Raw genomic sequence first — 21,961 nt, 5'->3', positions numbered from 1 at the left:
GATGAGCGTGAGCGACCAGGGCGCCACCGTGTGGCTGACCGGGCTGCCGAGCGCGGGCAAGACCACCATCGCCCACGCGCTGGCCGAGCGGCTGCGCGCCGAGGGCCACCGCGTGGAGGTCCTCGACGGCGACGAGATCCGCGAGTTCCTCTCCGCCGGCCTGGGCTTCACCCGGGAGGACCGCCACACCAACGTGCAGCGGATCGGGTTCGTCGCCGAACTCCTCGCGAGCAACGGCGTCAAGGCGCTCGTGCCGGTGATCGCGCCGTTCGCGGACAGCCGCGAGGCCGTCCGCAAGCGGCACGCCGCCGAGGGCACCTCGTACCTGGAGGTCCACGTGGCCACCCCGGTCGAGGTCTGCTCCGAGCGTGACGTGAAGGGCCTGTACGCCAAGCAGGCGGCGGGCGAGATCTCCGGTCTGACCGGCGTCGACGACCCGTACGAGGCTCCGGAGTCCCCGGACCTGCGCATCGAGTCGCACACGCAGACCGTGCAGGAGTCGGCCTCGGCCCTGCACGCGCTGCTCACCGAGAGGGGTCTGGCATGACGGCCACCGTCGCTCACCTGCACGAAGAGACCGACGCGCCCTACGCGCTGTCGCACCTCGACGCCCTCGAATCGGAGGCCGTGCACATCTTCCGCGAGGTGGCGGGCGAGTTCGAGAAGCCGGTGGTCCTGTTCTCCGGCGGCAAGGACTCCATCGTGATGCTGCACCTGGCGCTGAAGGCGTTCGCGCCGGCGCCGGTGCCGTTCACGCTGCTGCACGTCGACACCGGGCACAACTTCCCCGAGGTCCTCGACTACCGCGACCGGGCCGTGGCGAAGCACAACCTCCGCCTGCACGTGGCCTCCGTCCAGGAGTACATCGACGCCGGGAAGCTGCGCGAGCGCCCCGACGGCGTCCGCAACCCGCTGCAGACCGTCCCGCTCACGGAGGCGATCCAGAGCCTCAAGTTCGACGCCGTGTTCGGCGGTGGCCGCCGCGACGAGGAGAAGGCCCGGGCCAAGGAGCGCGTCTTCTCCCTGCGCGACGAGTTCTCCCAGTGGGACCCGCGCCGCCAGCGCCCCGAGCTGTGGCAGCTCTACAACGGCCGCCACGCGCCGGGCGAGCACGTGCGCGTGTTCCCGCTGTCCAACTGGACCGAGCTGGACGTGTGGCAGTACATCGCCCGCGAGGGCATCGAGCTGCCGGAGATCTACTTCGCCCACGAGCGCGAGGTGTTCCAACGCAACGGCATGTGGCTGACGGCCGGCGAGTGGGGCGGTCCCAAGGAGGGCGAGACCACCGAGACCCGCCTCATCCGCTACCGCACCGTTGGTGACATGTCCTGCACCGGTGCCGTCGACTCCGACGCCACCACGCTGGACGCCGTGATCACCGAGATCGCCGCCTCCCGGCTCACCGAGCGGGGTGCGACCCGCGCCGACGACAAGATGTCCGAGGCCGCGATGGAAGACCGCAAGCGCGAAGGGTACTTCTAGAAATGACCTCCACCACCGAGCAGGGCGCCCACCTGGCGGACCTCGCAGCGACCACGCTGCTGCGCTTCGCGACCGCCGGTTCCGTCGACGACGGCAAGTCCACGCTGGTCGGACGACTCCTGCACGACTCCAAGTCGGTCCTGACGGACCAGCTGGAAGCGGTCGAGCGGGTGTCGGCCGACCGCGGCCAGGACGCCCCCGACCTGGCGCTGCTCACCGACGGCCTGCGGGCCGAGCGGGAGCAGGGCATCACCATCGACGTCGCGTACCGCTACTTCGCCACCACCCGGCGCCGGTTCATCCTCGCCGACACCCCGGGGCACGTGCAGTACACCCGGAACATGGTCACCGGCGCCTCCACCGCCGACCTGGCCGTGGTCCTGGTCGACGCCCGCAACGGCGTGATCGAGCAGACCCGCCGGCACGCCGCCGTCGCGGCCCTGCTGCGGGTCCCGCACGTGGTCCTGGCCGTCAACAAGATGGACCTGGTGGGCTACGAGGAGTCGGTCTTCGCGTCGATCGCCGAGGAGTTCACCGCGTACGCCTCGGACCTGGGCGTCCCGGAGATCACCGCGATCCCGATCTCGGCGCTCGCCGGCGACAACGTGGTCGAGCCGTCCGCCCACATGGACTGGTACGGCGGCCCGACGGTGCTGGAGCACCTGGAGACCGTCCCGGTCAGCCACGACCTCACCGCCTGCCCGGCACGTTTCCCGGTGCAGTACGTGATCCGCCCGCAGACCGCCGAGCACCCCGACTACCGCGGCTACGCCGGACAGATCGCCTCCGGCGTGCTGCGCGTCGGCGAGGCCGTCACCGTCCTGCCCTCGGGCCGTACCTCGGTCATCGCCGGGATCGACGCGCTCGGCCAGTCGGTGGACATCGCCTGGGCCCCGCAGTCGGTGACGGTCCGTCTGGCGGACGACATCGACATCTCCCGCGGCGATCTGATCGCGCCGTCCGCGAGCGCCCCGGCCACCACGCAGGACGTCGTCGCCACCGTCTGCCACGTGGCCGACCAGCCGCTGGCCGTCGGCGCGCGGGTGCTGCTCAAGCACACCACGCGCACGGTCAAGGCGATCGTCAAGGAGATCCCCTCGCGGCTGACCCTGGACGACCTGTCCCAGCACCCGAACCCCGGGCAGCTGGTGGCCAACGACATCGGCCGCGTCGTCGTACGGACCGCGGAGCCGCTCGCGCTCGACGCGTACGCCGACTCGCGCCGCACCGGGTCCTTCCTGCTGATCGACCCGGCCGACGGAACGACCCTGGCGGCGGGCATGGCCGGCGAGTCCTTCGCCTCGAAGGCCGCCGAACGGGCGGTCCAGGGCGATGACGAAGGGTGGGACTTCTAACCATGTCCTGCGACATCTACTCCACCTTCGCCAAGGAAGGCGGCCGCGTAGGCAGCGGCCGCCTCGGCAGCGGCCAGGGAGGGGTGGCGCGATGTGCGCGATGACGTACGCGCACCGCATGCGCGCCCTCACCCCCCACGAGCCGTACCCGACCCTGCTCCACAGACGAAGACCTGCGTCATGAGATGACGCTGTGAGAGGAAACCCTCCGTGCCTGCCACCGGTATCACCAGCAAGTCCCTGCACCGCGGTATCGCCGCCGCTGCCGCCCTGCCGCTCCTGATCGGCGCGCTCGCCTCGTGCGGCTACGGCTCGCAGGCCGAGAAGGACGACGCGAACGCGTCGGCCGCCCCCGCCGCCGGCGCGAAGAAGCTCTCCGCCCCCGAGGTCCGCATCGGGTACTTCCCGAACCTGACGCACGCCACCGCGCTGGTCGGCATCCAGGAGGGCCTGATCGCCAAGGAGCTCGGCGGCACCGCGATCAAGCCGCAGACCTTCAACGCCGGCCCGTCCGAGATCGAAGCCCTCAACGGCGGCTCTCTCGACATCGGGTTCGTCGGCCCCTCGCCGTCGATCAACGGCTACGTGAAGTCCAAGAGCAGCAACCTGCGGATCATCTCGGGCTCCGCCTCCGGCGGCGTGAAGCTCGTCGTGAACCCGGACAAGATCAAGACCCTGGACGACCTCAAGGGCAAGAAGATCGCCACCCCGCAGAAGGGGAACACGCAGGACGTCGCGTTCCTCAACTGGATCTCCGAGAAGGGCTGGAAGGTCGACCCGGAGTCCGGCAAGGGTGACGTCTCCGTCGTCCGCACGGACAACAAGGTGACCCCGGACGCCTTCAAGCAGGGCTCGATCGACGGAGCCTGGGTTCCCGAGCCGACCGCGTCCAAGCTCGTCTCCGACGGCGCCTCGATCCTCCTCGACGAGACCGACCTGTGGCCCGACAAGAAGTTCGTGATCACGAACGTCATCGTGTCGCAGAAGTTCCTCAAGGAGCACCCGGACGTCGTCGAGGCCGTGCTGCGCGGCACGGTGAAGACGAACGAGTGGATCAACGCCAACCCGGACAAGGCGAAGGCCTCCGCCAACGCGGCGCTCAAGACGCTCGGCGGCAAGGAGCTGGAGCCCGCGGTCATCGACCCGGCCTGGAAGAGCATCCTCGTCACCGACGACCCGCTGGCCACCACGTTGAAGACCGAGTCCGACTGGGCGGTCAAGGCCAAGCTCATCGAGCAGCCCGACCTCGCCGGCATCTACGACCTGTCGCTCCTGAACAAGGTCCTCAAGGCGGCCGGCAAGCCCGAGGTCTCCGACGCCGGTCTCGGCGCCAAGTAACCCCCCGCACGCACGAACCCCAGGAGGTGACGACCATGGCCACCACACTCGCCAAGGCTGCCGAGGGCACGGTAGCGGAGCAGACGCACGCCGCCCGCATCGAGCACGTCTCGAAGTCCTTCTCCGGTCCGGCCGGATCGCAGCTCGTCCTGGACGACATCAGCCTCGATGTCGCGCCCGGCGAGTTCGTCACCATCCTGGGGGCCTCGGGGTGCGGCAAGTCCACCCTGCTGAACCTGGTCGCCGGACTCGACGAGCCCACCGCCGGCTCGATCGAGACCGCCGGCCGGCCCGCCCTGATGTTCCAGGAGCACGCCCTCTTCCCGTGGCTCACCGCGGGCAAGAACATCGAACTCGCCCTGCGCCTGCGCGGGGTGGCCAAGGCCGACCGCAAGCCCGAGGCCGAACGCCTGCTGGAGCTGGTCCGCCTCGGCGGCGCCTACGGCAAGCGCGTCCACGAGCTGTCCGGCGGCATGCGCCAGCGCGTCGCCCTGGCCCGGGCGCTGGCCCAGGACAGCCGGCTCCTGCTGATGGACGAGCCGTTCGCGGCGCTGGACGCCATCACGCGTGACGTCCTCCACGGCGAGCTCACCCGCATCTGGGCCGAGACGGACGTCTCCGTGCTCTTCGTCACGCACAACGTGCGCGAGGCCGTGCGCCTCGCCCAGCGCGTGGTCCTCCTCTCCTCCCGGCCCGGCCGGGTCGCGAAGGAATGGACCGTGGACATCCCGCAGCCGCGCCGCATCGAGGACGCGGACGTCGCGGAGCTGTCCGTCGAGATCACTGAACACCTGCGTGGGGAGATCCGCCGCCATGGCCAGCACTGACACCACCCTGAAGGCCAAGGACAAGAGCGACGACCTGGCGGGCCTGGAGGCCGGCCTGGACGCCCTCGACGCGGTCCAGACCCACCGCACCCCGGCCCGCGAGGTCTTCGTCAAGAAGGTCCTCCCGCCGTTCATCGCCGTGGGCCTGGTGCTCCTGGTGTGGCAGGTCCTCGTCGCGGCGAAGGTCACCGACCCGACGAAGCTCCCGCCGCTGTCCGCGGTCTGGGACAGCCTGTCCGAGATGTGGCTCAAGGGCACCCTGCTGGAGGTCATCTGGACCAGCGTCTCCCGCGGTCTGCTCGGCTTCCTGCTCGCCCTGGCCATCGGCACGCCGCTCGGACTGGTCGTCGCCCGCGTCAAGTTCGTCCGCGCCGCGATCGGGCCCATCCTCCAGGGCCTGCAGTCCCTGCCCTCGGTCGCCTGGGTGCCTCCGGCCGTGCTCTGGTTCGGCCTCAACGACGCCATGATGTACACGGTGATCCTGCTCGGCGCGGTCCCGTCCATCGCCAACGGCCTCGTCTCCGGCATCGACCAGGTGCCGCCGCTGTTCCTGCGGGCGGGCCGCACGCTGGGTGCCACCGGCCTGCGCGGGGCCCGGCACGTGGTCATGCCGGCCGCCCTGCCGGGCTACCTCGCCGGGCTGAAGCAGGGCTGGGCCTTCTCCTGGCGCTCGCTCATGGCCGCCGAGATCATCGCCAGCTCCCCCGACCTGGGCCTGGGCCTGGGCCAGTTGCTGGAGAACGGCCGCAACAACATCGACCTGCCGGGCGTGTTCCTCGCGATCATCCTGATCCTCGTGGTCGGCATCGCCATCGACCTGCTGATCTTCAGCCCGGTCGAGCGGTGGGTGCTGCGCAGCCGCGGCCTGCTGGTCAAGAGCTGAGTCCCGTGTTCCGCGCCCCCGCCCCCGCCCCCGCCCTCCTCGTCATCGCCCACGGCAGCCGCGACCCGCGGCACGCGGCGACCGTGCACGCCCTCACCCGGCGGGTGCGGGCGCTGCGGCCGGGGCTGCGGGTGGAGACGGCCTTCCTGGACTTCGACACCCCGACGGTGGCGCAGGTGACGTCCGACCTGTACCGGTCCGGCGTTCGGGAGGTCGTGGCCCTCCCGCTGCTCCTGACGCGGGCGTTCCACGCGAAGTCCGACGTACCCGCGGTGCTGGCCGAAGCCACGTCCCGGCTGCCGGACCTCTCGGTCCGGATCGCGGACGTCCTGGGCCCGTCCCCGCTGCTGGTCGGCGCCCTGGAGCGCCGCCTCGCGGAAGCGGGCCTCACCCCGGCGGACCGCGCCACCACCGGCGTGGTGCTCGCGTCCGCCGGTTCCTCTGACCCGGAGGCGATCGCAGTGATCGCTGAAATCGCGCGGGAGTGGCGGCACACCGGTTGGTGCGCCGTGCGACCTGCGTTCGCCTCCGCTTCGCTGCCCCGTACGGAGGACGCCGTACGGGCCCTGCGCGCGCAGGGGGTGCGCCGGGTGGCGGTGGCCCCGTACGTCATCGCCCCCGGGCGCCTCCCCGACCGCATCGTGGCGGGCGCGGAAACCGCCGGGGCGGACCTCGTGTCCGCCGTCCTCGGCGCGGCGCCGGAACTGGCCCGCCTCCTCCTCCACCGCTACGACACGGCCCCCCTCGGCGTGCCCCTGCTCGCCGCAGCCTGATCCCTGCTCCACCGCCGCCCGCAGCCACGGGCCCGTCGGCCGGTGCACGGGGTCCGCGGCCCGGAGCACCGGCTCTCCGGGTCGCTCAGGTCCGGGCCGCCGCTTCGTCGGCCAGGGCCGTCAGGTCGTCGATCGACATCGCCCCCGGTGGCAGGCCCTCCCGGGCGAAGATGTTCGCCGCGTGGCGCAGCGTGTCGTTCACCGGGGTCGGCACTCCGTGGAGGCGCCCCAGCAGGGAGATCTCCCCGTTGAGGTAGTCCGCCTCGATGGAGCCCGTGCCCCGCTGCAGGGACTGCCAGGAGGAACCGCCCCGCAGGACCGGAGGATGGTCGACCTTGCCGTCGCGGGCCGCCGCCTGTTCCGCGTCGGAGGCGTAGGCGATGCCCGCCGCCCCGAGTGCGGCCCGCCCCTCCTGCTGCGCGCGCACCAGCAGCGCCGCCTTCGCCGGGTGCGGTTCGGGGCCGGTCGTCGCCTGGATGGCGTTGCCCAGGTTCCCCAGCAGCTTCGCGTACTTCCACCGCATGACGTCCTCGACGACCGGCGCCGCGAAGCCGGACTTCTCCAGGTCGGCCGCGATCCGCCGGGCCCGTGCGTCCGCTCCCCCGGACGCCAGCCCGATGTGCAGGATGCCGGTCAGCGGCGCGCACAGCGCGGACACCGCCCCCGGCTCCAGGAAGGTGGCGGGCAGCCATACGCACACCCCGTACACGCGGGCGAAGCGGCGCAGGGCGAGCCGCTCGCTCTCCACGCCGTTCTGCGCGCACAGGACCGGCAGCCGCTGCGCCGCCGTTCCGCCGCCCGCCACTTCCGCGTCGCCCCACGCGTCGAGCGCGACGATCGCGTCCTGGGTCTTCACGGCCAGCAGCAGGACGTCGTCCGGTCGCAGTTCACCGAGTTCGGCCGGGCCCGTGACCACGGGGATCCGGTGTACCCGGGCGCCGTCCGCGGTCGTGAGCCGCAGCCCGTCCGCCGTGAGGGCCTCCGCGTGGGCGCCGCGCGCGACGAGGACGACCTCGGCGCCCGCCTCCGCCAGCCGTCCGCCGATGGTCGCGCCGATCGCCCCGGCGCCGATGATGATGTAACGCATGGCCAGGAGCCTGGCACACCCGGCGTCCTACGTGTCGGTCGGGGCACGGTGGAAACCGTGTCCCCACTCTGCGGGCGCCGATCCGACCGTCCTCGACGCGCCCGGTCGGCAGGGCGGCCGTAGGCTGGAAGTGCATGCACGGAGCGGGGAGCCCGAGTCACGTCCGCACTCCTTGCCCGAAGGGAGCCTTCGATGGCTGCCAAGAAGCGCACGTCCGCCAAGTCCGCCACCGCGCCCGGCACGCCCGCGGCCCCCGCGGCGAACGGCCAGGACGAGCTGATCACCTCGCTCAAGCATTTCATCCGTACCCGCGGGTCGAGCTACCTCAGCGACCCGAACGTGTCCTCGATCGGCATCGGCTACAAGGAGAAGAACGGCAAACGCAGCAAGGAACTGGCGTTGCAGTTCACGGTGGACAGCAAGGTCGGGCCCGAGGGCGTACGCGACGTGGGGAGCGTCGAGATACCTCCCGTCATCGACATAGGCGGCGGGGTGAAGGTGCCGACGGACGTCGTGCAGCGCAGCTACAAGCCGCACTTCCTGGTGGTGGCCGAGGCGGAGACGCCCGCGCGGCAGAAGCGCGTCGACCCGGTCCGTCCCGGGGTGAGCGTCGGCAACGTCAAGGTGGGCGCCGGCACCCTCGGCTGCATCGTCTTCGACAAGAACGACGGCACGACCTGCGTACTGAGCAACTGGCACGTCCTGAACGGTCGCAAGGGCGTCATCGGTGACGAGGTCGTACAGCCCGGGACCACCGACGACAGCCGGATCGCGCTGAACCGGCTCGGCACGCTGCGGCGCTCCCACCTCGGCCGGGTCGGCGACTGCGCCGTTTCGAGCATCACCGAACGCGACTTCGACACCTCCATCCTCGACCTCGGGGTCACCCCGGCGAAGCTGGGCGAGCCACAGATCGACGACAAGGTCGTCAAGAGCGGGCGGACCACCGGCATCACGCACGGGGTGGTGACGCGCCCCTTCGCCAAGGTGAGCATCAACTACGGGCTGCCCGTCGGAGTACGCGAGATCGAGTGCTTCGAGATAGGGCCCGACCCCGCGCATCCGGCGGCCGGCGACGAGATCAGCCTGCCCGGCGACTCCGGATCCGCCTGGATGTTCAAAGGGCGCACCGGCAAGGCGACGGACGTACTGGCCGGTCTGCACTTCGGCGGCGAGGAGGACGGGAACCCCGAGGACCGGGCCTTGGCCTGCTTCCCCCACGCCGTCTTCGAAGAGCTGAAGATCACCCTGGAGCAGCCTCCGTCCGATTCGCTGGAGGCGCTGACCGGTTACGACCCGGGCTTCCTCGCGGTACCCGTGGGGCCCCCGCTGCTCAACCCGTCGATCAAGGGCGACGCAGTGCTGCTGGACGGCTCACCGGTCATCCCGTACACGCACTTCTCGCTGGCGTTGAGCGGGCCGCGCCGGTTCGCGATCTGGGTCGCCTGGAACATCGACGGCGGCGCGCTCAAGAAGCTCGACCGGAAGGGGATCGACTTCACGAAGGACCCGCGCCTGCCCGCCGACACCCAGGTCAGCAACGAGCTGTACAAGGGCGGTGCGAGCAACCGGCTGGACCGTGGACACATCGCGCGCCGCGCCGACCTGACCTGGGGCACGCTGCCCGAGGCGGAGAAGGCGAACCGGGACTCGTTCTTCTACAGCAACATCACTCCGCAGATGGACGACTTCAACCAGAGCAAGCGGGGCGGCCTCTGGGGGCGGCTCGAAGACGCGGTGTTCGAGGACGTGGAGGTCGACGACCTCAAGGTGAGCGCGTTCGGCGGCCCGGTCTTCCAGGACGACGACCGGGTGTTCCGGGGCGTGCGGATACCGCGGGAGTTCTGGAAGGTGCTCGTCTACACGGAACAGGAGACGCTCAAGGCCAAGGCGTTCCTGCTGACGCAGAACCTGGTCCTGGCCGAATCGCTCGAACTGGACGAGTTCCGGGTGTTCCAGGTCAAGCTGAGCGAGATACAAAAGCGTGCGCACCTCCGTTTCCCCGCCGTGGTGACGAAGGCGGACTCCCTGGTCGTACCGGAGTCCGTGGAAGAGCGGGCCCCGCTGGAGAGCCTGTCCGACATCGACTGGAGCTAGTTCCGGTGGCGCTCGCGCAGGCGGCCTGAGGGGACTGGCGGGTGTCGGGGCGCCCGGCGGGTCGACTTCAGCCGGCGAACCCCGGCACCACCGGACACGGCCCTGTGCCGCCGCTGACCTCGCCCGGACCCCGGGCGGCCGGGCGGCCGGCCTCCTACTCCTGCGTCAGCGCGACGAGTTTGACGACCGTGTTCCAGTTGCGGGTCGTCGCGTCGATGCCCTTGAACACGGCGGGCTTGTAGAGGGCCTCGGCCAGTTTGGAGCGGCCCAGGCCGTCCGGGGCGTAGAGGTAGACGACCCGGTCGCCGATCCGGTACTCCTCCGGAAGGTACGCGGGCCCGTCGATCGAGGCGAACCGCTCCTCGGTCGGCTGTTCGGAGAGGAAGGTCGCGTGCAGCTGCCGGCCTTCCAGTTCGTCGGCCGGGAAGGGGCAGGCCTCGGCGACGGCCCGCAGGTAGGTCCCGTCGACCACCAGGCAGGCCACCGCGAAGCCGAAGCGGGCCTCGATCGCCCGCTCCAACTCGCGGGCCAGGGCCGCCGGGTCCTGCTTCGGGGAGGCGAAGACGGCGTTGCCGCTCTGCAGGTAGGTCTGCACCTCGGTGTGGCCGAGGCCCGTCAGGACCTCGCGCAGTTCGGCCATCAGGACCTTCTTGGCCCCGCCGACGTTGATTCCGCGCAGCAGGGCCGCGTACTTCTTCGTAGTCATGCCCGAACGATAGGACGGCGCACCGACACTGCGGGCAGTTCGGCCTCGATGAGGTCGGCGGCCCGTCGCGTGCCGCCCTCCGCGGCCATCCGGAGGCGGACGGCCTCGGCGCGCGCGGCGACCTCGGGGTCCGTGACCAGCGCGAGGACGGCCGCCCGCAGGGTCCGGGCGTCGGTCTCCTCCATCGGGACGTGTCGGGCGACGCCGAGTCCCTGGAGCACGTCGGCGTTGGTGAACTGGTCGACGGCCTGTGGGACGGCGACCATCGGGGTGCCGGTGGCAAGGCCCTCCGCGCTGCCGCCGGCGCCCGCGTGGGTGATGAAGGCGTCGGCCTGGCGCAGGACGTCCAGTTGGGGGACCCAGCGGTGGACCTCCACGTTGGCGGGGACGGCGCCCAGTTCGGCCTCGTCGGTGAACTTGCCGATCTGGAGGACGACATGCCAGTCGGGCAGGTCCCCGAAGGCCTCGATGCAGGCCCGGTAGAAGGCGGGCTGCTTGGTGAAGGTGGAGCCGAGGGAGACCAGCAGCACCTTCTTGCCGTCGGCCGCCTGCGGGCGCTGCCAGCTGCCCTGGTCGGCGCTGCGGTCGCCCTGGCAGGCCCCGACGAAGGTGTGGACGGACGCGTCCACGCGGTCGGCGTTCGGCTGGAGGGCGCGCGGGATGAGCACGATGCTGCGGCGCGGGCGGCCGACGAACCGGTCGGAGTCCTCGTCGATGCCGTGCTCTGCGAGCCAGTCCCGGAAACGGGCGTAGTACGCCCGCCCGCGCTCGGAGGCGCGCAGCGCGGCCGTCATCGGTGCCGCGACCTCCTCCTCGTACCCGGTCCAGGCGACCAGGTTCGGGGAGAGCGACACGGCGGGGACGCCCCAGCGGCGGGCGAGGACGGGCGCGGGGTAGGAGGTGATGTCGTGGATGACGAGGTCGGGCTCGTCGCCCTCGAAGGCGGCCGCGAGCTGCGGCAGTGCCTGGACGGCGTCGTTGAGGAACGGTTCGATGGTGTCGATGAGCTCGGTGCCCCAGGCCTCGGGCTCGTCGTCGGTGGGCAGGATGGAGTGCCAGATCACCGGTGTGGCACCGGTCTCCGCGATCTTCCGGGCGAAGGAGGCGGGGACCGCGTAGCTGACGCGGTGGCCGCGGGCCACGAGTTCCCGGATCACTTCGATGCTCGGGTTCACGTGCCCGTGGGCGGCGATGGAGAACATGGCGATGTGGGCGGGCTTGGCTGAGGTCATGCACCGAGCCTAACGAGACGATACGTCTCGTGCAATGAAGTTTCGATCGACCTCCCGCCACCCGTCCGCCGGCCGTACTCAGCGCTGGTAGCGGGCCAGCACCCGGTTTCCGTCCACCACCAGGCGCTCCTCAAGCTCCGGCAGGCCGATCGCCCCGCTGTAGAACTCCTGCAGGGCCGGCGTCGCGACCTTGTCCTTCCACTCCGGGTAACCGCGCACCGACTGCGCCGGCGCCGGACGCAGCTGCTCGGCCAGCGCCGCGCCCGTGGCCCAGCCCAGTTCGGGAGTGCGCAGGGCCGGGTCGGCCAGGGCCTGCGAGCCCGTGGGCAGCATCCAGTCGCCGCGGGCGAGGCGGACCATGTTGGCCGGACTGAGCAGGAAGTCGACGAATGCTGCCGCCTCCTCCTTGTACGGGCTGTCCCGGGCGATCGACAGGGTCTGCGGGCTGACGCCCTGAGCGGGGCCCTGCGGCCCGGCCGGGAGCGGCAGCACCTCCCAGGCGAAGCCCGGCGGGGCCTGCCGGACGATCTGCTGACGGTACGAGAACCCCAGCGGCACCATCGCGTACCGGCCGCCGAAGAAACCGGGCAGGGTGTCCGCGCCGCCCATCCCGAGGGTGGTCGGGGCGGCGCTGTGGTCGTCGGCGAGCTGGGCCCGGATGGTGGAGGGGACGACGGCGTCGCCCTCGGTCCAACGGATCGCGACCTTCCCGTCGCCGTCGCGGTGGAAGAGCCGGCCGCCCGCGGACAGGCCGAGGTTGAGGGTGGCGGAGACGGGGTCCTTGAGCGGCCAGGCCACCCCGTACCGCCCGTCGCTGGTGAGCCGCTCGGCAGCCGTACGGAACTCCGCCCAGCTCCACGGGGCTTCGGGGGTCGGTATGCGCACCCCGGAGGCGCGCAGCAGCCCGCTGTCGGCCATCAGGACGCGGGGTTCTTGGAGGAAGGGCACCCCGTAGATCCCGGATCCGATGGTGGTGCTCTCCCAGCTGCGGGCGGGGATGTCGCCCTTGAGCCGGTCGGAGAGCAGCGGCCGCAGGTCGGCGAGGTAGCCGGAGTACGCGAAGTCGGCGAGGTCGTCGGAGGCGTCGTGGATGACGTCGGGAGCCTCGCCGCCTGCGAAGGAGGTCAGCAGCTGGTCGTGGACGCTGCTCCAGCTGCCCTGGACGTACTCGACCCGGATGCGGGGGTGCGTGGCGTTCCACTCGGCGACCAGGGACTTGTTGGCGTCGACGGACTCCTGCTGCCAGGCGAGGGACTGGAAGCGCAGGGTGATCCTCCCGAGGCGGTCCGGCCCGTCGCCGGGCTCGGAGCAGCCGCTGGCCAACCCGGCCAACAGGATCAGCGCCGCGAGGGCCGGGCGCAGGGCGGAACGCAGCATCAGCTCTTCACCGCCCCTGCGAGCATGCCGCCCGTGATGCGCTTCTGGATGACCGCGAAGACCACCAGCGACGGCAGGGTCGCGAGGAGGGCCGCGGCGGCGAGCGGGCCGAGGTCGACGGCCCCTTCCGCGCCGAGGAAATGGGTCAGGACGACCGGCAGGGTCTGTTGCTCCGGGGTCTTGAGGAGGACGAGCGCGAAGAAGAACTCGTTCCACGCGGTGATGAAGGCGAAGAGCGCGGTGGCCACGATCCCCGGAGCGAGCAGGGGCGCGACGACGGAGACGAGGGTGCGCAGCCGGCCGGCGCCGTCCACGGCCGCCGCCTCCTCCAGTTCGGGCGGCACGGCCCGGACGTACCCGACGAGCATCCACAGCGCGAACGGCAGCGACCACACGACGTAGACGAGCACCAGGCCGGGCAGCGAGTTGATCAGGTGCAGCTGTTTGAGGACCAGGAACAGCGGGATGATCACCAGCACGAAAGGGAAGGCCTGGCCGACCACGACCCATGCGGTGACCGCGGCCGACAGCCTCCCCCGGCGCCGGGCCAGGACGAAGGCCGCCGGGGTGGCCAGGAGCACCGCGGCCACGGCGGCGCACACGGCGGCAAGGAGACTGTTGAACCCGGCGTGCAGCAGGGGCTGTTCGGCGAAGGCCTGGCGGAAGTTGCCGAGGGTCGGGTCCTTCGGGAGCCAGGTGGGGTGCAGGCTGCCGAGCTCACGCGGGGGCTTGAAGGCGGTGGAGACCAGCCAGAGGAAGGGCAGGGCGAGGAAGGCCAGGTAGCCGGCGAGCGCCAGGTACTGGCCGGCCCGGGCTGCCCGGCCCGTCCGCGCTGCTCCGCCGGCACGCCCGGCACGCCCGGCACGCCCGGCCCGGGCCGCACGGGCCTCTCGGGCCGCTCGTGCGGGGCTGCGCGTACGGGTGTTCCCCTGCGCGGCGTTCGCGGAGTTCACTGCGCTTCCCCTCCCGTGAGCCGGCCCGCGAGGTACACGGCGAGGAGGACGGAGACCACCGCGACCATCACGCAGCCCATCGCGGCGGCGTACCCGAACTGGCCGTAGCGGAAGGCCTCCTCGTACGCGAAGAGCATGGGCAGCCGGGTACGTCCGCCGGGCCCGCCGCCGGTCAGCACGTACACCAGGGCGAACGCGTTGAAGTTCCAGATGAAGGCGAGGGCGGAGACCGACAGGGCGACGGGCCGCAGCGCCGGCCAGGTCACGGTCAGGAAGCGGCGCCAGGATCCGGCCCCGTCGAGGGAGGCGGCCTCGTGCAGTTCGTGCGGGGTGTTCTGGAGGCCGGCGAGCAGGACGACGGTGGTCTGCGGCATGCCCGCCCAGATGCCGACGAGGACGACGGCGGGCAGGGCGGTGGCCAGGCCGGCCAGCCAGTCGGTGTCCCCGGCGAGGCCCAGCCCGGACAGGGTCTCGTTGAGGATCCCGGCGTCGGGGTGGTAGACGAGCCGCCACATGATGGCGACGACGACCTCGGGCATGGCCCAGGGGATGATCGCGAGCGCCCGGGCCAGGCCGCGCAGCCGCAGCTGCTGGTTGAGCAGGAGGGCGAGGCCCAGGGCGAGCAGGAACTGCGGCACGGTGACGCCGACGGCCCACAGCAGACCGATCCGGAAGGACTCGCGGAACAGCCGGTCGTGGAGCAGGTCCTGGAAGTTCAGCACGCCGGCCCATCGGGTCGCCGCGGTCCGGCCCGACTGGGAGTCGGTGAAGGCGAGGCCGATGCCGTAGAGGAGCGGGCCGACGCTGAGCAGCAGGATCGGGATCAGCGCGGGCAGGACCAGGAACCACGCCCCGTGATCGGCCCGGCGGTGCCGGGTGGCGGCCGACGTCGTGGCCACATGGCCCCCTTACGGGTGGATCATCCGCATCCGGCTCGGTCATCGTGCGCAGGGCCTGATGGCACGTCAAGGCGCTGCGCACCGGGATGCGAGACTTGGCGGATTCACGACGATCCGCATCCGGAGAGACGGCATGGACGAGGCGCAGGCCCGGAACGTACTGACGGAGGCGGGCTTCACACGGCCGGCCGCCCTGCTGGCGCTGGGCGAGAACGCGGTGTTCGCGGCCGGCGACCTGGTGGTGAAGGTAGGCCGGGAGGCGGCGCTGCTGGAGCGGGCCGAGCGGGAACTCGCGGTCGCGGGCTGGCTCGAACGGGCCGGGATCCCGGCGGCCCGTGCGGCCGAGCCGAAGCCGCGGCTGGTGGCGGGGCACCCGGTGACGGTGTGGCACCGTCTGGCGGATGCGGTCCGCCAGGCCGGTCCCGAGGACCTGGCGGGGCTGCTGCGGCAGATCCACGCCCTCCCGGCGGCGCCGTTCGCGCTGCCGGCGCGGGACCTGCTGGGCGGGGTCGAGCGTTGGCTCCGGCTGGCGGGCGAGGCGGTCGACCCGGCCGACGCGGCGTACCTGCGGGCCCGGCGCGACGCGTACGCCGGCGAGGTGGCCTCGCTCACCCCGCACCTGCCGCCGGGCCCGATCCACGGCGACGCGCTCCCCCGCAACGTCCACGTGGGTCCGGACGGGCCGGTCCTGGTGGACCTGGAGACCGTCTCGGCCGATCTGCGCGAGCACGACCTGGTGGTGATGGCCCTGGCCCGAGACCGGTACGGGCTGCCGGCACCGTCGTACGAGGCCTTCGTGGCGGAGTACGGCTGGGACGTGCGTGACTGGGAGGGCTGCACGGTGCTGCGCGGTGCGCGCGAGACGGCCAGCTGTGCCTGGGTCGCCCAGCACGCCCCGACCAACCCGAAGGCCCTGGCGGAATTCCGCCGCCGGGTCGCCTCCCTGCGCGACGGCGACCCGGAAATGCGGTGGCACGCCTTCTAGTCCCGTACTTCGCGGGTCGTTGATTCGTATGGTGTGACCGGTCCGGGAGTGTCCCGGACCGGTGGTGTGGCGTTGGTCCGGGTGTGTCGATGACTTCCCGGTCCCCGCGGCCACGGTCCCAGCGCCAGCGCTTTGAGTGCGTGGTGACATCCGTGGTGGAGAAGCGTCTGGGCGCTCTGCCTGTCGCTGCCGAGTTTCTGCGCCGGCTGGATGTTGCCGGGGTCGTCGATGAGGTGTGTCCGGGCGGCGCGAGCGCCCATCTGACCCACGGACAGGTCATCGAGGCACTGGTGGCCAACCGGCTGACCTCGCCCGCACCGCTGGTGCGGGTCGGGGACTGGGCCCGCACCTGGGCGGTGGAGGAGGTCTTCGGCATCACACCGGACCTGCTCAACGACGACCGTCTGGCCCGCGCGCTGGACGCGATCGCCCCGAAGCTGGAGGTCATCGCGGGCACCGTCGGTGCCCGGGCCATCACTGAGTTCGGGATCGACGTCTCCCGGCTGCACTGGGACATGACCAGCATGTCCGTCCATGGCGCCTTCCCCGCCGATGACCAGGACGAGCGGTACCCGCTCATCGCCTGCAACGGGCATCCCAAAGACCGGCGCCTGGACCTGAAACAGGTCCAGGCCGGGCTCGCGGTGTCCGCCGACGGCGGTATCCCCGTGCACTCCCGGGTCTTCGACGGCGCCGCGGCCGAGGTCAGCCAGGTCGTCGGAGCGATGAAAGACCTCAAAGCGATGGCCGGCACCCACGAGTTCTTGATGGTCGCCGACTCCAAGCTGGTGTCCTACTCCAACATCACCGCCCTGCTTCAGGCCGGGGTGGAGTTCATCGCGCCCGTCCCGGCCGCGCAGATCAAGGACGAGTTCTACGCAGTCCTGGATCCTGAGGAGGCACAGCCCGTCGACTGGGTGCCCGCGCGGGACGAGAGGAAACCGGGGGCGGAACGGGAGACCTACCGGGTCCTGGAAGACGTTCATACGCTGACCGGCCGCCGCAAGAGCGATCCACTGCTGACCGTGCGCCGGATCCTGGTCCATTCCACCGCCGTCGCGGCCGGCCAGCAGGCGGCCCGACATCACACAAACCCGCTGGCCACAGACCTGAAACAGTCACCCGCGAAGTACGGGTCTAGTGAGGAGCTGTCCGGGCGATCACGTGTGGAGCCAGATGGCGAGGGCTGCCGCGAGCCGCTCGCCGCGGGGGAGCCCTCCCGCAGGCGGGCGCCCTGACTGCCGTGTCCTCCGGGATCGTGTACCAGGTGCGGTGGCTGCGCGGGTGGTCGTGGCACGGTCCGTTGCTGTGGCCTTGTCGGCTGCCGGGCTGCCGGGCGTCTTTCGGGGTCCGCGGGCTCGGGACGTGGAACGCGGGCCTTCTCCAGCACGAGCTCGAACTGGGTGAGTCCACCCGACGCCCGGGCCGGCGGTAGTCACATGATCGGGCGAACAGGTCCGGTGCGGGCCGCCCGGGGCAACCCGCACGTGTCGTGCGGCGCCGGCGCCGGCCGCAGCGCGCCGGCATCCCCGGCTCAGGGCGCGGTGGCTTCCCAGGCCGCCTCGATCATCCGGAAGACCTCGTCCACCGTGGCCCCGGGATCGTCCGCCCGGCAGGCCAGCGCGTAGGCGTCGATGGCGAACCGCGCGGTCGCCCGGCAGGCCGTCGCACTCCGGGACAGGTGGGGATCGGCGGCCAGCGCCACTGCCAGCGCCTGCGCGTGACGCAGGCTCATCGACTCCTCGTATTCCCGCAGGGCGGGCGATCCCTCGATCATGCGTCGGACGGGGGCACTGCCCTCCGCCGTGCAGTGCCGCACCAGGGACTGGACCTCGCGGTGCAGCGACGGGATGAGCGGCTCGTGCGGAGGTCGGTCGGACACCGCCCGCGTGAGGCGCTGCTCGAAGTCCTGGTCGCGCTCGAACACCAGGGCCTCTTTTGAGGCGAAGTGGGCGAAGACGGTGGTGACGGCCACGTCGGCCTCGGCCGCCACGTCACGGATGCCCACGGAGTCGTACCCGCGCTCCAGGAAGAGGCGCAGCGCGGTGTCAGCGATCTTCTGACGGGTCGCGGCCTTCTTGCGTTCGCGGCGTCCGGACGGCTCGATCATGCCCTGACACTATCAGGTATGAATCCATATCCGTTGTGAAACCCTAACCGTTAGGGCTATCTTCGGCCCATGAGGAAAATCAGTTTCGCCGAGTTCGGCGGTCCCGAGGTCCTGCAACTGGTGGAAGCCGAGGAGCCCCACGCGGGCCCCGGTCGGATACGCATCGCCGTACGGGCGGCGGGTGTCAATCCCGTCGACTGGAGGATCCGGGAGGGCCAGGTCCTGGGAGCCCATCCGGTCGAGCTGCCCGCCGGGGTCGGACTGGACGCCGCCGGGGTGGTGGATGAGGTCGGCGAGGACGTCGAGGGGGTCGACGTCGGCGACCGCGTGTTCGGCGAAGGCGCCGACACGTACGCCGAATTCGCCGTGCTGTCGGCCTGGGCCCGGATGCCCGAGGGACTGGCTTTCGAGGAGGCGGCCGGTTACCCGTCGGTGGTGGAGACCGCGCTGCGCATCATCCGCGAGGTCGGCGTGCAGTCCGGCCAGACGCTGCTGGTCAGCGGCGCGTCCGGCGGCGTCGGGTCGGCGGTGCTGCAGATCGCCCGTGCGCGCGGCATCACGGTGATCGGCACGGCCGGGGCTGCGAACCAGGACTACCTGCGCGGCCTGGGCGCCCTCGCCACGACCTACAACGAGGGCTGGGTCGAACGGGTGCGGCACCTGGGCCGGGTCGACGCGGCCCTCGACCTGGCCGGCTCGGGCGTGATCCGCGAACTCGTCGAGCTGACCGGGGACCCGCGCAAGGTCATCTCCATCGCCGACCTCGGTGCGCCGCAGCTGGGCGTCCGGTTCTCCGGCGTGGCCGGGAGCGTGCCGGACGCGCTCGCCGAGGCCGTCGACCTCATCTCCCGGGGCAGGCTCCACATCCCGGTCGAGAAGTCGTACTCGCTCACCGAGGCAGCGGCTGCGCACACCGACAGTCGCGCCGGCCACACCCGGGGGCGCCGGGTCCTGGTCGTCTGAGCCGCGGCCCGCCCGGCTTCCCGCGCCGAACGGCCGGTCACCAGCGGGTGGTGAAGCGGCGTCGGACGAATCCGGGGCGGCTGCGCCTCGCCCACCAGGGCGACCGCGGCGCCCTCCGCCCAAGGTCATCCGCCCCGCCCGGACCCCTGTCCGCGCGGTGCTCGTCGACACCGTCTGGTACTGGTACCTCAACGGGTGGTTCGAACAGCAAACCGCGCAGACCACCGCTGGGCTCCGGCCCCTCGCGGCCACGTCGCCGCGCGCGCTCGTCCACCTGCCGATCCGGGCCGACGCGCAGAACGAACCGGACGGGGCCGCCGACGGGTGGCGCCCGCTCGACCTGGTCCTGCTGCACCACTCCCTACAGTTCGCCCCGTCCCGGTGGAAGGAGCTCCGCGGCCGGCTCGGCCCCGGGCGGCCCCGCACCGTGGACCGGCCCGGAACAGACCCGGACGCGGACCGCGACGTCTCGGACCTTCACCACCGGGAGAACCGGGACCGGCTCCGCCAGGACATCCACAGCGAGACGCTGTTCATGACCGGCCGCGCCAGGACCTTCCGGGACGGCGCCCCGCTCTTCGCGGACATCGCGCGCAGGGGCCCCGCCCAGGTGTTCAACCACCGGGGCGAGCACTATTGCCTCACCCTGCGCTGCCACTGCTGCGACCGCGACCTCCACCTTGGATACAGCGAGGAGTGGCCCACGTAGGGGAGCCGGCCCTGCCGCTCAGGCCGTGGCCGGCAGCAGGCTCCGCAGCGGCCACGCCGGATCGATCACCGCGTCGGGGGTGCCCTGGCGGCGCAGGTACGACTGGAAGTCGCGGGCCCAGCGCTCGTGCCAGCCGCCCTGGCGGGCGTGCAGATCGGCCGGGGTGAGCGCCGCCACCTCCGGGTGGCGGGCGGCTATCGCGCGGGCCACGTGCACCGCGGCCAGTGCGTCCGCTCCCGCGTCGTGCGCGGTGTCCAGGGTGACCCCGTACACCCCGCACACCGCCTCCAGGGTCCGCTTGCCGCGCCGGTAGCGGTCCACGGCCCGGTCGATCGTCAGCGGGTCCACCACCGGCCCGGTCTGCGCCCCGCCCAGCCGGTCGGCCAGCGACGGCAGGCCGTGCCGGGCCAGCTCGGCCGTCAACAGGGTCAGGTCGAAGGCCGCGTTGTATGCGACGACCACCGCTCCGCGGCGCCAGTGCTCTACCAGTGCCCCCGCGACCTCGTCCGCGACCTCGCGCACCGGGCGGCCCTCCGCCACGGCCCGCTCCGTGCTGATCCCGTGGATCGCCGAGGCGCCCTCCGGGATCGGTATCCCCGGATCGGCGAGCCAGCCGCGCCGCTCGCGCACCTCGCCCGCACGCACCTCGACCACTGCCGCCGTCACGATCCGCGACTCGCCCGGTTCCGTGCCGGTCGTCTCCAGGTCGAACCCGATCAGCACGCCGCCGTGCCAGTCCCCCATGTCGCGCCAGTCCTCCACCCCGTGCCCCTCCCCCGTACACCTTCGGTCAACGACTTTCAGCCTGCCACGGGGCACTGACAGTCATGACACCGGGCGGGAGTCCTCCCAGATCGACTCGAATTCCTCCCGGTACGTCGGGAACAGCCCGTGCTCCGCGTCCCGCGAAGAGTCGCGGGTGCCGCCGCCGCGCAGGACCAGCACGGGTGCCTCCATGCCGCGCGCCCGGCGCAGGTAGGACTGCACGACCGCGATGCCCGAGGACTCCCCCTCCACCAGGTACGCGGTGAAGCGGGGCGTCTCGTCGAAGACGTGGATCTCGAAGCGCGAGGGGTCCCGCAGCCCCGCGCGCACCCGTCGCACGTGCAGGATGTTCATCTCCACCGAGCGGCTCAGCTCGCCCTTGCGCAGGCCGAGCTCCCGCTCGCGCCGCTTGACGGCGCTGCTGGCCGGGTTCAGGAACAGCAGCCGGACCCGGCAGCCGGCCTCCGTGAGGCGCACGAGTCTTCGGCCCGAGAAGTTCTGCACCAGCAGGTTGAGCCCTATGCCGATGGCGTCGAGCCGCCGCGCCCCGCCGAACAGGTCCTCCGCCGGGAGCTGCCGCTGCAGTCGCACCCGGTCCGGGTGGACCGAGATGACGTCCGCGTACCGGTCGCCCACCAGGTCCTCGACGGCGTCGATCGGAAGCCGGTCCGCCGCCGGGGAGCCCGCGCCGCCGCCCAGCACCTCCAGCAGCCGGGCCGAGGCGCGCTCCGCCTGCTCCAACACCGCCCGCGACAGGGCTCGGTTGCGGGAGACCACGTTCCGGGTGACCTCCAGCTCGTCGAGCGCGAGCTCGATCTCCCGGCGGTCGTCGAAGTACGGCTCGAAGCACGGCCAGTGCTGGACCATGAGCTCCCGCAGCTGCGGGAGCGTCAGGAAGCTCAGCACGTTGTCGTCGGCCGGGTCCAGCAGGTAGCCCTTGCGCCGGCTGACCTCGCGGACGGCCACGGCGCGCTGCACCCACTCCTGTCCGGCGGGACCGGCGGCCGCGACCACCCAGTCGTCGCCGCCGTGCACCGGTTCGTAGATCGGCCGCAGCACCGCGCCGACGACGGCGCGCAGCCGCTGTTCGATCAGGTTCAACCAAATGTACGCACGGCCGGCCCGCTGCGCGCGGGTGCGGACCTCGCTCCACGCGTCCGCGCCCCAGTCCAGCTCGGCCCCGGCGCGCGGGCTCGCCGCCGTCGGGGCCAGTGACACCGCCCCGGCCGGCACCCCCGTGGGCGCCCCGCCCGAAACCCCGCCCGACACCCCGCCGGGCGCACCACCGGGTGCACCTCCTGGGGCGTCCGCCGGGCCGCCCTCGTGACCGCTGTCACCAGGGGGCAGCTCCAGACCTCCCGAGCTCACCCGTGCACCGCCTTCTGCGTCTGGACGCCCGTCTCCAGTGATCACGGAAGGG

Annotated in this window: 20 protein-coding genes and 1 pseudogene; 12 read left to right on the top strand and 9 right to left on the bottom strand. The window is 72.0% G+C overall.

Translation table 11 applies throughout. From position 1 onward, the window contains the following. Position 1 precedes the first annotated feature (1 nt). The 7 genes from cysC (at position 2) to OHA65_RS29620 (ending at position 6,658) form a co-directional block, all read left to right on the top strand. Positions 2-547, top strand: coding sequence for an adenylyl-sulfate kinase (gene cysC / locus OHA65_RS29650; protein WP_327279246.1), 546 nt, complete (start codon positions 2-4; stop codon positions 545-547). Continuing rightward, on the top strand, positions 544-1,482 hold the full coding sequence (gene cysD, locus OHA65_RS29645; RefSeq protein ID WP_327279245.1) for a sulfate adenylyltransferase subunit CysD: 939 nt from the start codon (positions 544-546) through the stop codon (positions 1,480-1,482). Before cysC ends, cysD begins: the two co-directional genes overlap by 4 nt. A 2-nt stretch (positions 1,483-1,484) precedes the next feature. Continuing rightward, the gene (locus OHA65_RS29640) at positions 1,485-2,837 is read left to right on the top strand and encodes a GTP-binding protein (protein WP_327279244.1); all 1,353 of its coding nucleotides are present in this window, start codon (positions 1,485-1,487) and stop codon (positions 2,835-2,837) included. Positions 2,838-3,047: 210 nt separating this feature from the next. Next, entirely contained in the window at positions 3,048-4,175 is a 1,128-nt protein-coding gene (locus tag OHA65_RS29635) for an aliphatic sulfonate ABC transporter substrate-binding protein (protein ID WP_329314948.1), read from the top strand. Between the two features lie 35 nt (positions 4,176-4,210). Further along, positions 4,211-5,002, top strand: a complete 792-nt coding sequence (locus OHA65_RS29630) for an ABC transporter ATP-binding protein (protein WP_327279242.1) — start codon at positions 4,211-4,213, stop codon at positions 5,000-5,002. Then, positions 4,989-5,885, top strand: coding sequence for an ABC transporter permease subunit (locus tag OHA65_RS29625; protein WP_329314946.1), 897 nt, complete (start codon positions 4,989-4,991; stop codon positions 5,883-5,885). Before OHA65_RS29630 ends, OHA65_RS29625 begins: the two co-directional genes overlap by 14 nt. Positions 5,886-5,890: 5 nt before the next feature. Beyond that, entirely contained in the window at positions 5,891-6,658 is a 768-nt protein-coding gene (locus OHA65_RS29620; protein WP_371645188.1) for a sirohydrochlorin chelatase, read from the top strand. Positions 6,659-6,743: 85 nt separating this feature from the next. Here the strand turns inward: OHA65_RS29620 and OHA65_RS29615 are convergent, their stop codons facing one another. Then, positions 6,744-7,745, bottom strand: coding sequence for a 2-dehydropantoate 2-reductase N-terminal domain-containing protein (locus OHA65_RS29615; RefSeq protein ID WP_327279239.1), 1,002 nt, complete (start codon positions 7,743-7,745; stop codon positions 6,744-6,746). 192 nt (positions 7,746-7,937) lie between these two features. On the opposite strand from OHA65_RS29615, the gene OHA65_RS29610 reads away from it, so the two are divergent. Then, a complete protein-coding gene (locus OHA65_RS29610; RefSeq protein WP_327279238.1) occupies positions 7,938-9,842 on the top strand; it encodes a DNA/RNA non-specific endonuclease in 1,905 nt (634 codons plus the stop codon). A gap of 154 nt (positions 9,843-9,996) precedes the next feature. On the opposite strand, the gene OHA65_RS29605 is transcribed toward OHA65_RS29610, so the two are convergent. The 5 genes and pseudogenes from OHA65_RS29605 to OHA65_RS29585 form a co-directional block, all read right to left on the bottom strand. After that, positions 9,997-10,548 carry a DUF1697 domain-containing protein gene (locus OHA65_RS29605; protein ID WP_327279237.1) on the bottom strand — a complete coding sequence of 184 codons (552 nt, stop codon included), beginning with the start codon at positions 10,546-10,548 and terminating at the stop codon, positions 9,997-9,999. Further along, positions 10,545-11,827, bottom strand: a pseudogene (gene mgt / locus OHA65_RS29600) (macrolide-inactivating glycosyltransferase). Before mgt ends, OHA65_RS29605 begins: the two are co-directional and overlap by 4 nt. Before the next feature lie 31 nt (positions 11,828-11,858). Further along, on the bottom strand, positions 11,859-13,157 hold the full coding sequence (locus tag OHA65_RS29595; RefSeq protein ID WP_371645187.1) for a sugar ABC transporter substrate-binding protein: 1,299 nt from the start codon (positions 13,155-13,157) through the stop codon (positions 11,859-11,861). Then, positions 13,157-13,954 carry a carbohydrate ABC transporter permease gene (locus OHA65_RS29590; protein ID WP_329316457.1) on the bottom strand — a complete coding sequence of 266 codons (798 nt, stop codon included), beginning with the start codon at positions 13,952-13,954 and terminating at the stop codon, positions 13,157-13,159. Before OHA65_RS29590 ends, OHA65_RS29595 begins: the two co-directional genes overlap by 1 nt. A gap of 152 nt (positions 13,955-14,106) precedes the next feature. Next, entirely contained in the window at positions 14,107-15,009 is a 903-nt protein-coding gene (locus OHA65_RS29585) for a sugar ABC transporter permease (protein WP_327279235.1), read from the bottom strand. Between the two features lie 133 nt (positions 15,010-15,142). On the opposite strand from OHA65_RS29585, the gene OHA65_RS29580 reads away from it, so the two are divergent. Both OHA65_RS29580 and OHA65_RS29575 read left to right on the top strand, forming a co-directional pair. After that, positions 15,143-15,994 (top strand): aminoglycoside phosphotransferase family protein, encoded by an 852-nt coding sequence (locus OHA65_RS29580; protein WP_327279234.1) that lies wholly within the window; start codon positions 15,143-15,145, stop codon positions 15,992-15,994. Positions 15,995-16,146: 152 nt separating this feature from the next. Next, the gene (locus tag OHA65_RS29575) at positions 16,147-17,232 is read left to right on the top strand and encodes an IS1634 family transposase (protein ID WP_405762718.1); all 1,086 of its coding nucleotides are present in this window, start codon (positions 16,147-16,149) and stop codon (positions 17,230-17,232) included. A 296-nt stretch (positions 17,233-17,528) separates the two neighbouring features. On the opposite strand, the gene OHA65_RS29570 is transcribed toward OHA65_RS29575, so the two are convergent. Further along, entirely contained in the window at positions 17,529-18,104 is a 576-nt protein-coding gene (locus OHA65_RS29570) for a helix-turn-helix domain-containing protein (protein WP_327279232.1), read from the bottom strand. A 69-nt stretch (positions 18,105-18,173) separates the two neighbouring features. On the opposite strand from OHA65_RS29570, the gene OHA65_RS29565 reads away from it, so the two are divergent. Continuing rightward, positions 18,174-19,067: an NADP-dependent oxidoreductase gene (locus OHA65_RS29565; RefSeq protein WP_327279231.1), complete on the top strand. Its 894-nt coding sequence runs from the start codon at positions 18,174-18,176 to the stop codon at positions 19,065-19,067. 157 nt (positions 19,068-19,224) lie between these two features. Further along, positions 19,225-19,776 carry a hypothetical protein gene (locus OHA65_RS29560; protein ID WP_327279230.1) on the top strand — a complete coding sequence of 184 codons (552 nt, stop codon included), beginning with the start codon at positions 19,225-19,227 and terminating at the stop codon, positions 19,774-19,776. Positions 19,777-19,794: 18 nt separating this feature from the next. Here the strand turns inward: OHA65_RS29560 and OHA65_RS29555 are convergent, their stop codons facing one another. Next, entirely contained in the window at positions 19,795-20,520 is a 726-nt protein-coding gene (locus tag OHA65_RS29555; protein ID WP_327285832.1) for a 3'-5' exonuclease, read from the bottom strand. Between the two features lie 81 nt (positions 20,521-20,601). After that, on the bottom strand, positions 20,602-21,909 hold the full coding sequence (locus OHA65_RS29550) for an SAV2148 family HEPN domain-containing protein (RefSeq protein ID WP_327279229.1): 1,308 nt from the start codon (positions 21,907-21,909) through the stop codon (positions 20,602-20,604). Between the last annotated feature and the right edge of the window lie 52 nt (positions 21,910-21,961).

This window comes from Streptomyces sp. NBC_00045 (assembly GCF_045041095.1).
Lineage (GTDB): Bacteria > Actinomycetota > Actinomycetes > Streptomycetales > Streptomycetaceae > Streptomyces.
Note: the sequence above shows the minus strand (reverse complement) of the source record. Positions and strands in the feature narration are given on the sequence as shown.

Coding starts and splice junctions, on each gene's coding strand:
- cysC (WP_327279246.1), top strand. CDS start 2: ATGAGCGTGAGCGACCAGGGCGCCACCGTGTGGCTGACCGGGCTGCCG.
- cysD (WP_327279245.1), top strand. CDS start 544: ATGACGGCCACCGTCGCTCACCTGCACGAAGAGACCGACGCGCCCTAC.
- OHA65_RS29640 (WP_327279244.1), top strand. CDS start 1,485: ATGACCTCCACCACCGAGCAGGGCGCCCACCTGGCGGACCTCGCAGCG.
- OHA65_RS29630 (WP_327279242.1), top strand. CDS start 4,211: ATGGCCACCACACTCGCCAAGGCTGCCGAGGGCACGGTAGCGGAGCAG.
- OHA65_RS29625 (WP_329314946.1), top strand. CDS start 4,989: ATGGCCAGCACTGACACCACCCTGAAGGCCAAGGACAAGAGCGACGAC.
- OHA65_RS29615 (WP_327279239.1), bottom strand. CDS start 7,745: ATGCGTTACATCATCATCGGCGCCGGGGCGATCGGCGCGACCATCGGC.
- OHA65_RS29610 (WP_327279238.1), top strand. CDS start 7,938: ATGGCTGCCAAGAAGCGCACGTCCGCCAAGTCCGCCACCGCGCCCGGC.
- OHA65_RS29605 (WP_327279237.1), bottom strand. CDS start 10,548: ATGACTACGAAGAAGTACGCGGCCCTGCTGCGCGGAATCAACGTCGGC.
- OHA65_RS29595 (WP_371645187.1), bottom strand. CDS start 13,157: ATGCTGCGTTCCGCCCTGCGCCCGGCCCTCGCGGCGCTGATCCTGTTG.
- OHA65_RS29580 (WP_327279234.1), top strand. CDS start 15,143: ATGGACGAGGCGCAGGCCCGGAACGTACTGACGGAGGCGGGCTTCACA.
- OHA65_RS29570 (WP_327279232.1), bottom strand. CDS start 18,104: ATGATCGAGCCGTCCGGACGCCGCGAACGCAAGAAGGCCGCGACCCGT.
- OHA65_RS29565 (WP_327279231.1), top strand. CDS start 18,174: ATGAGGAAAATCAGTTTCGCCGAGTTCGGCGGTCCCGAGGTCCTGCAA.
- OHA65_RS29555 (WP_327285832.1), bottom strand. CDS start 20,520: ATGGGGGACTGGCACGGCGGCGTGCTGATCGGGTTCGACCTGGAGACG.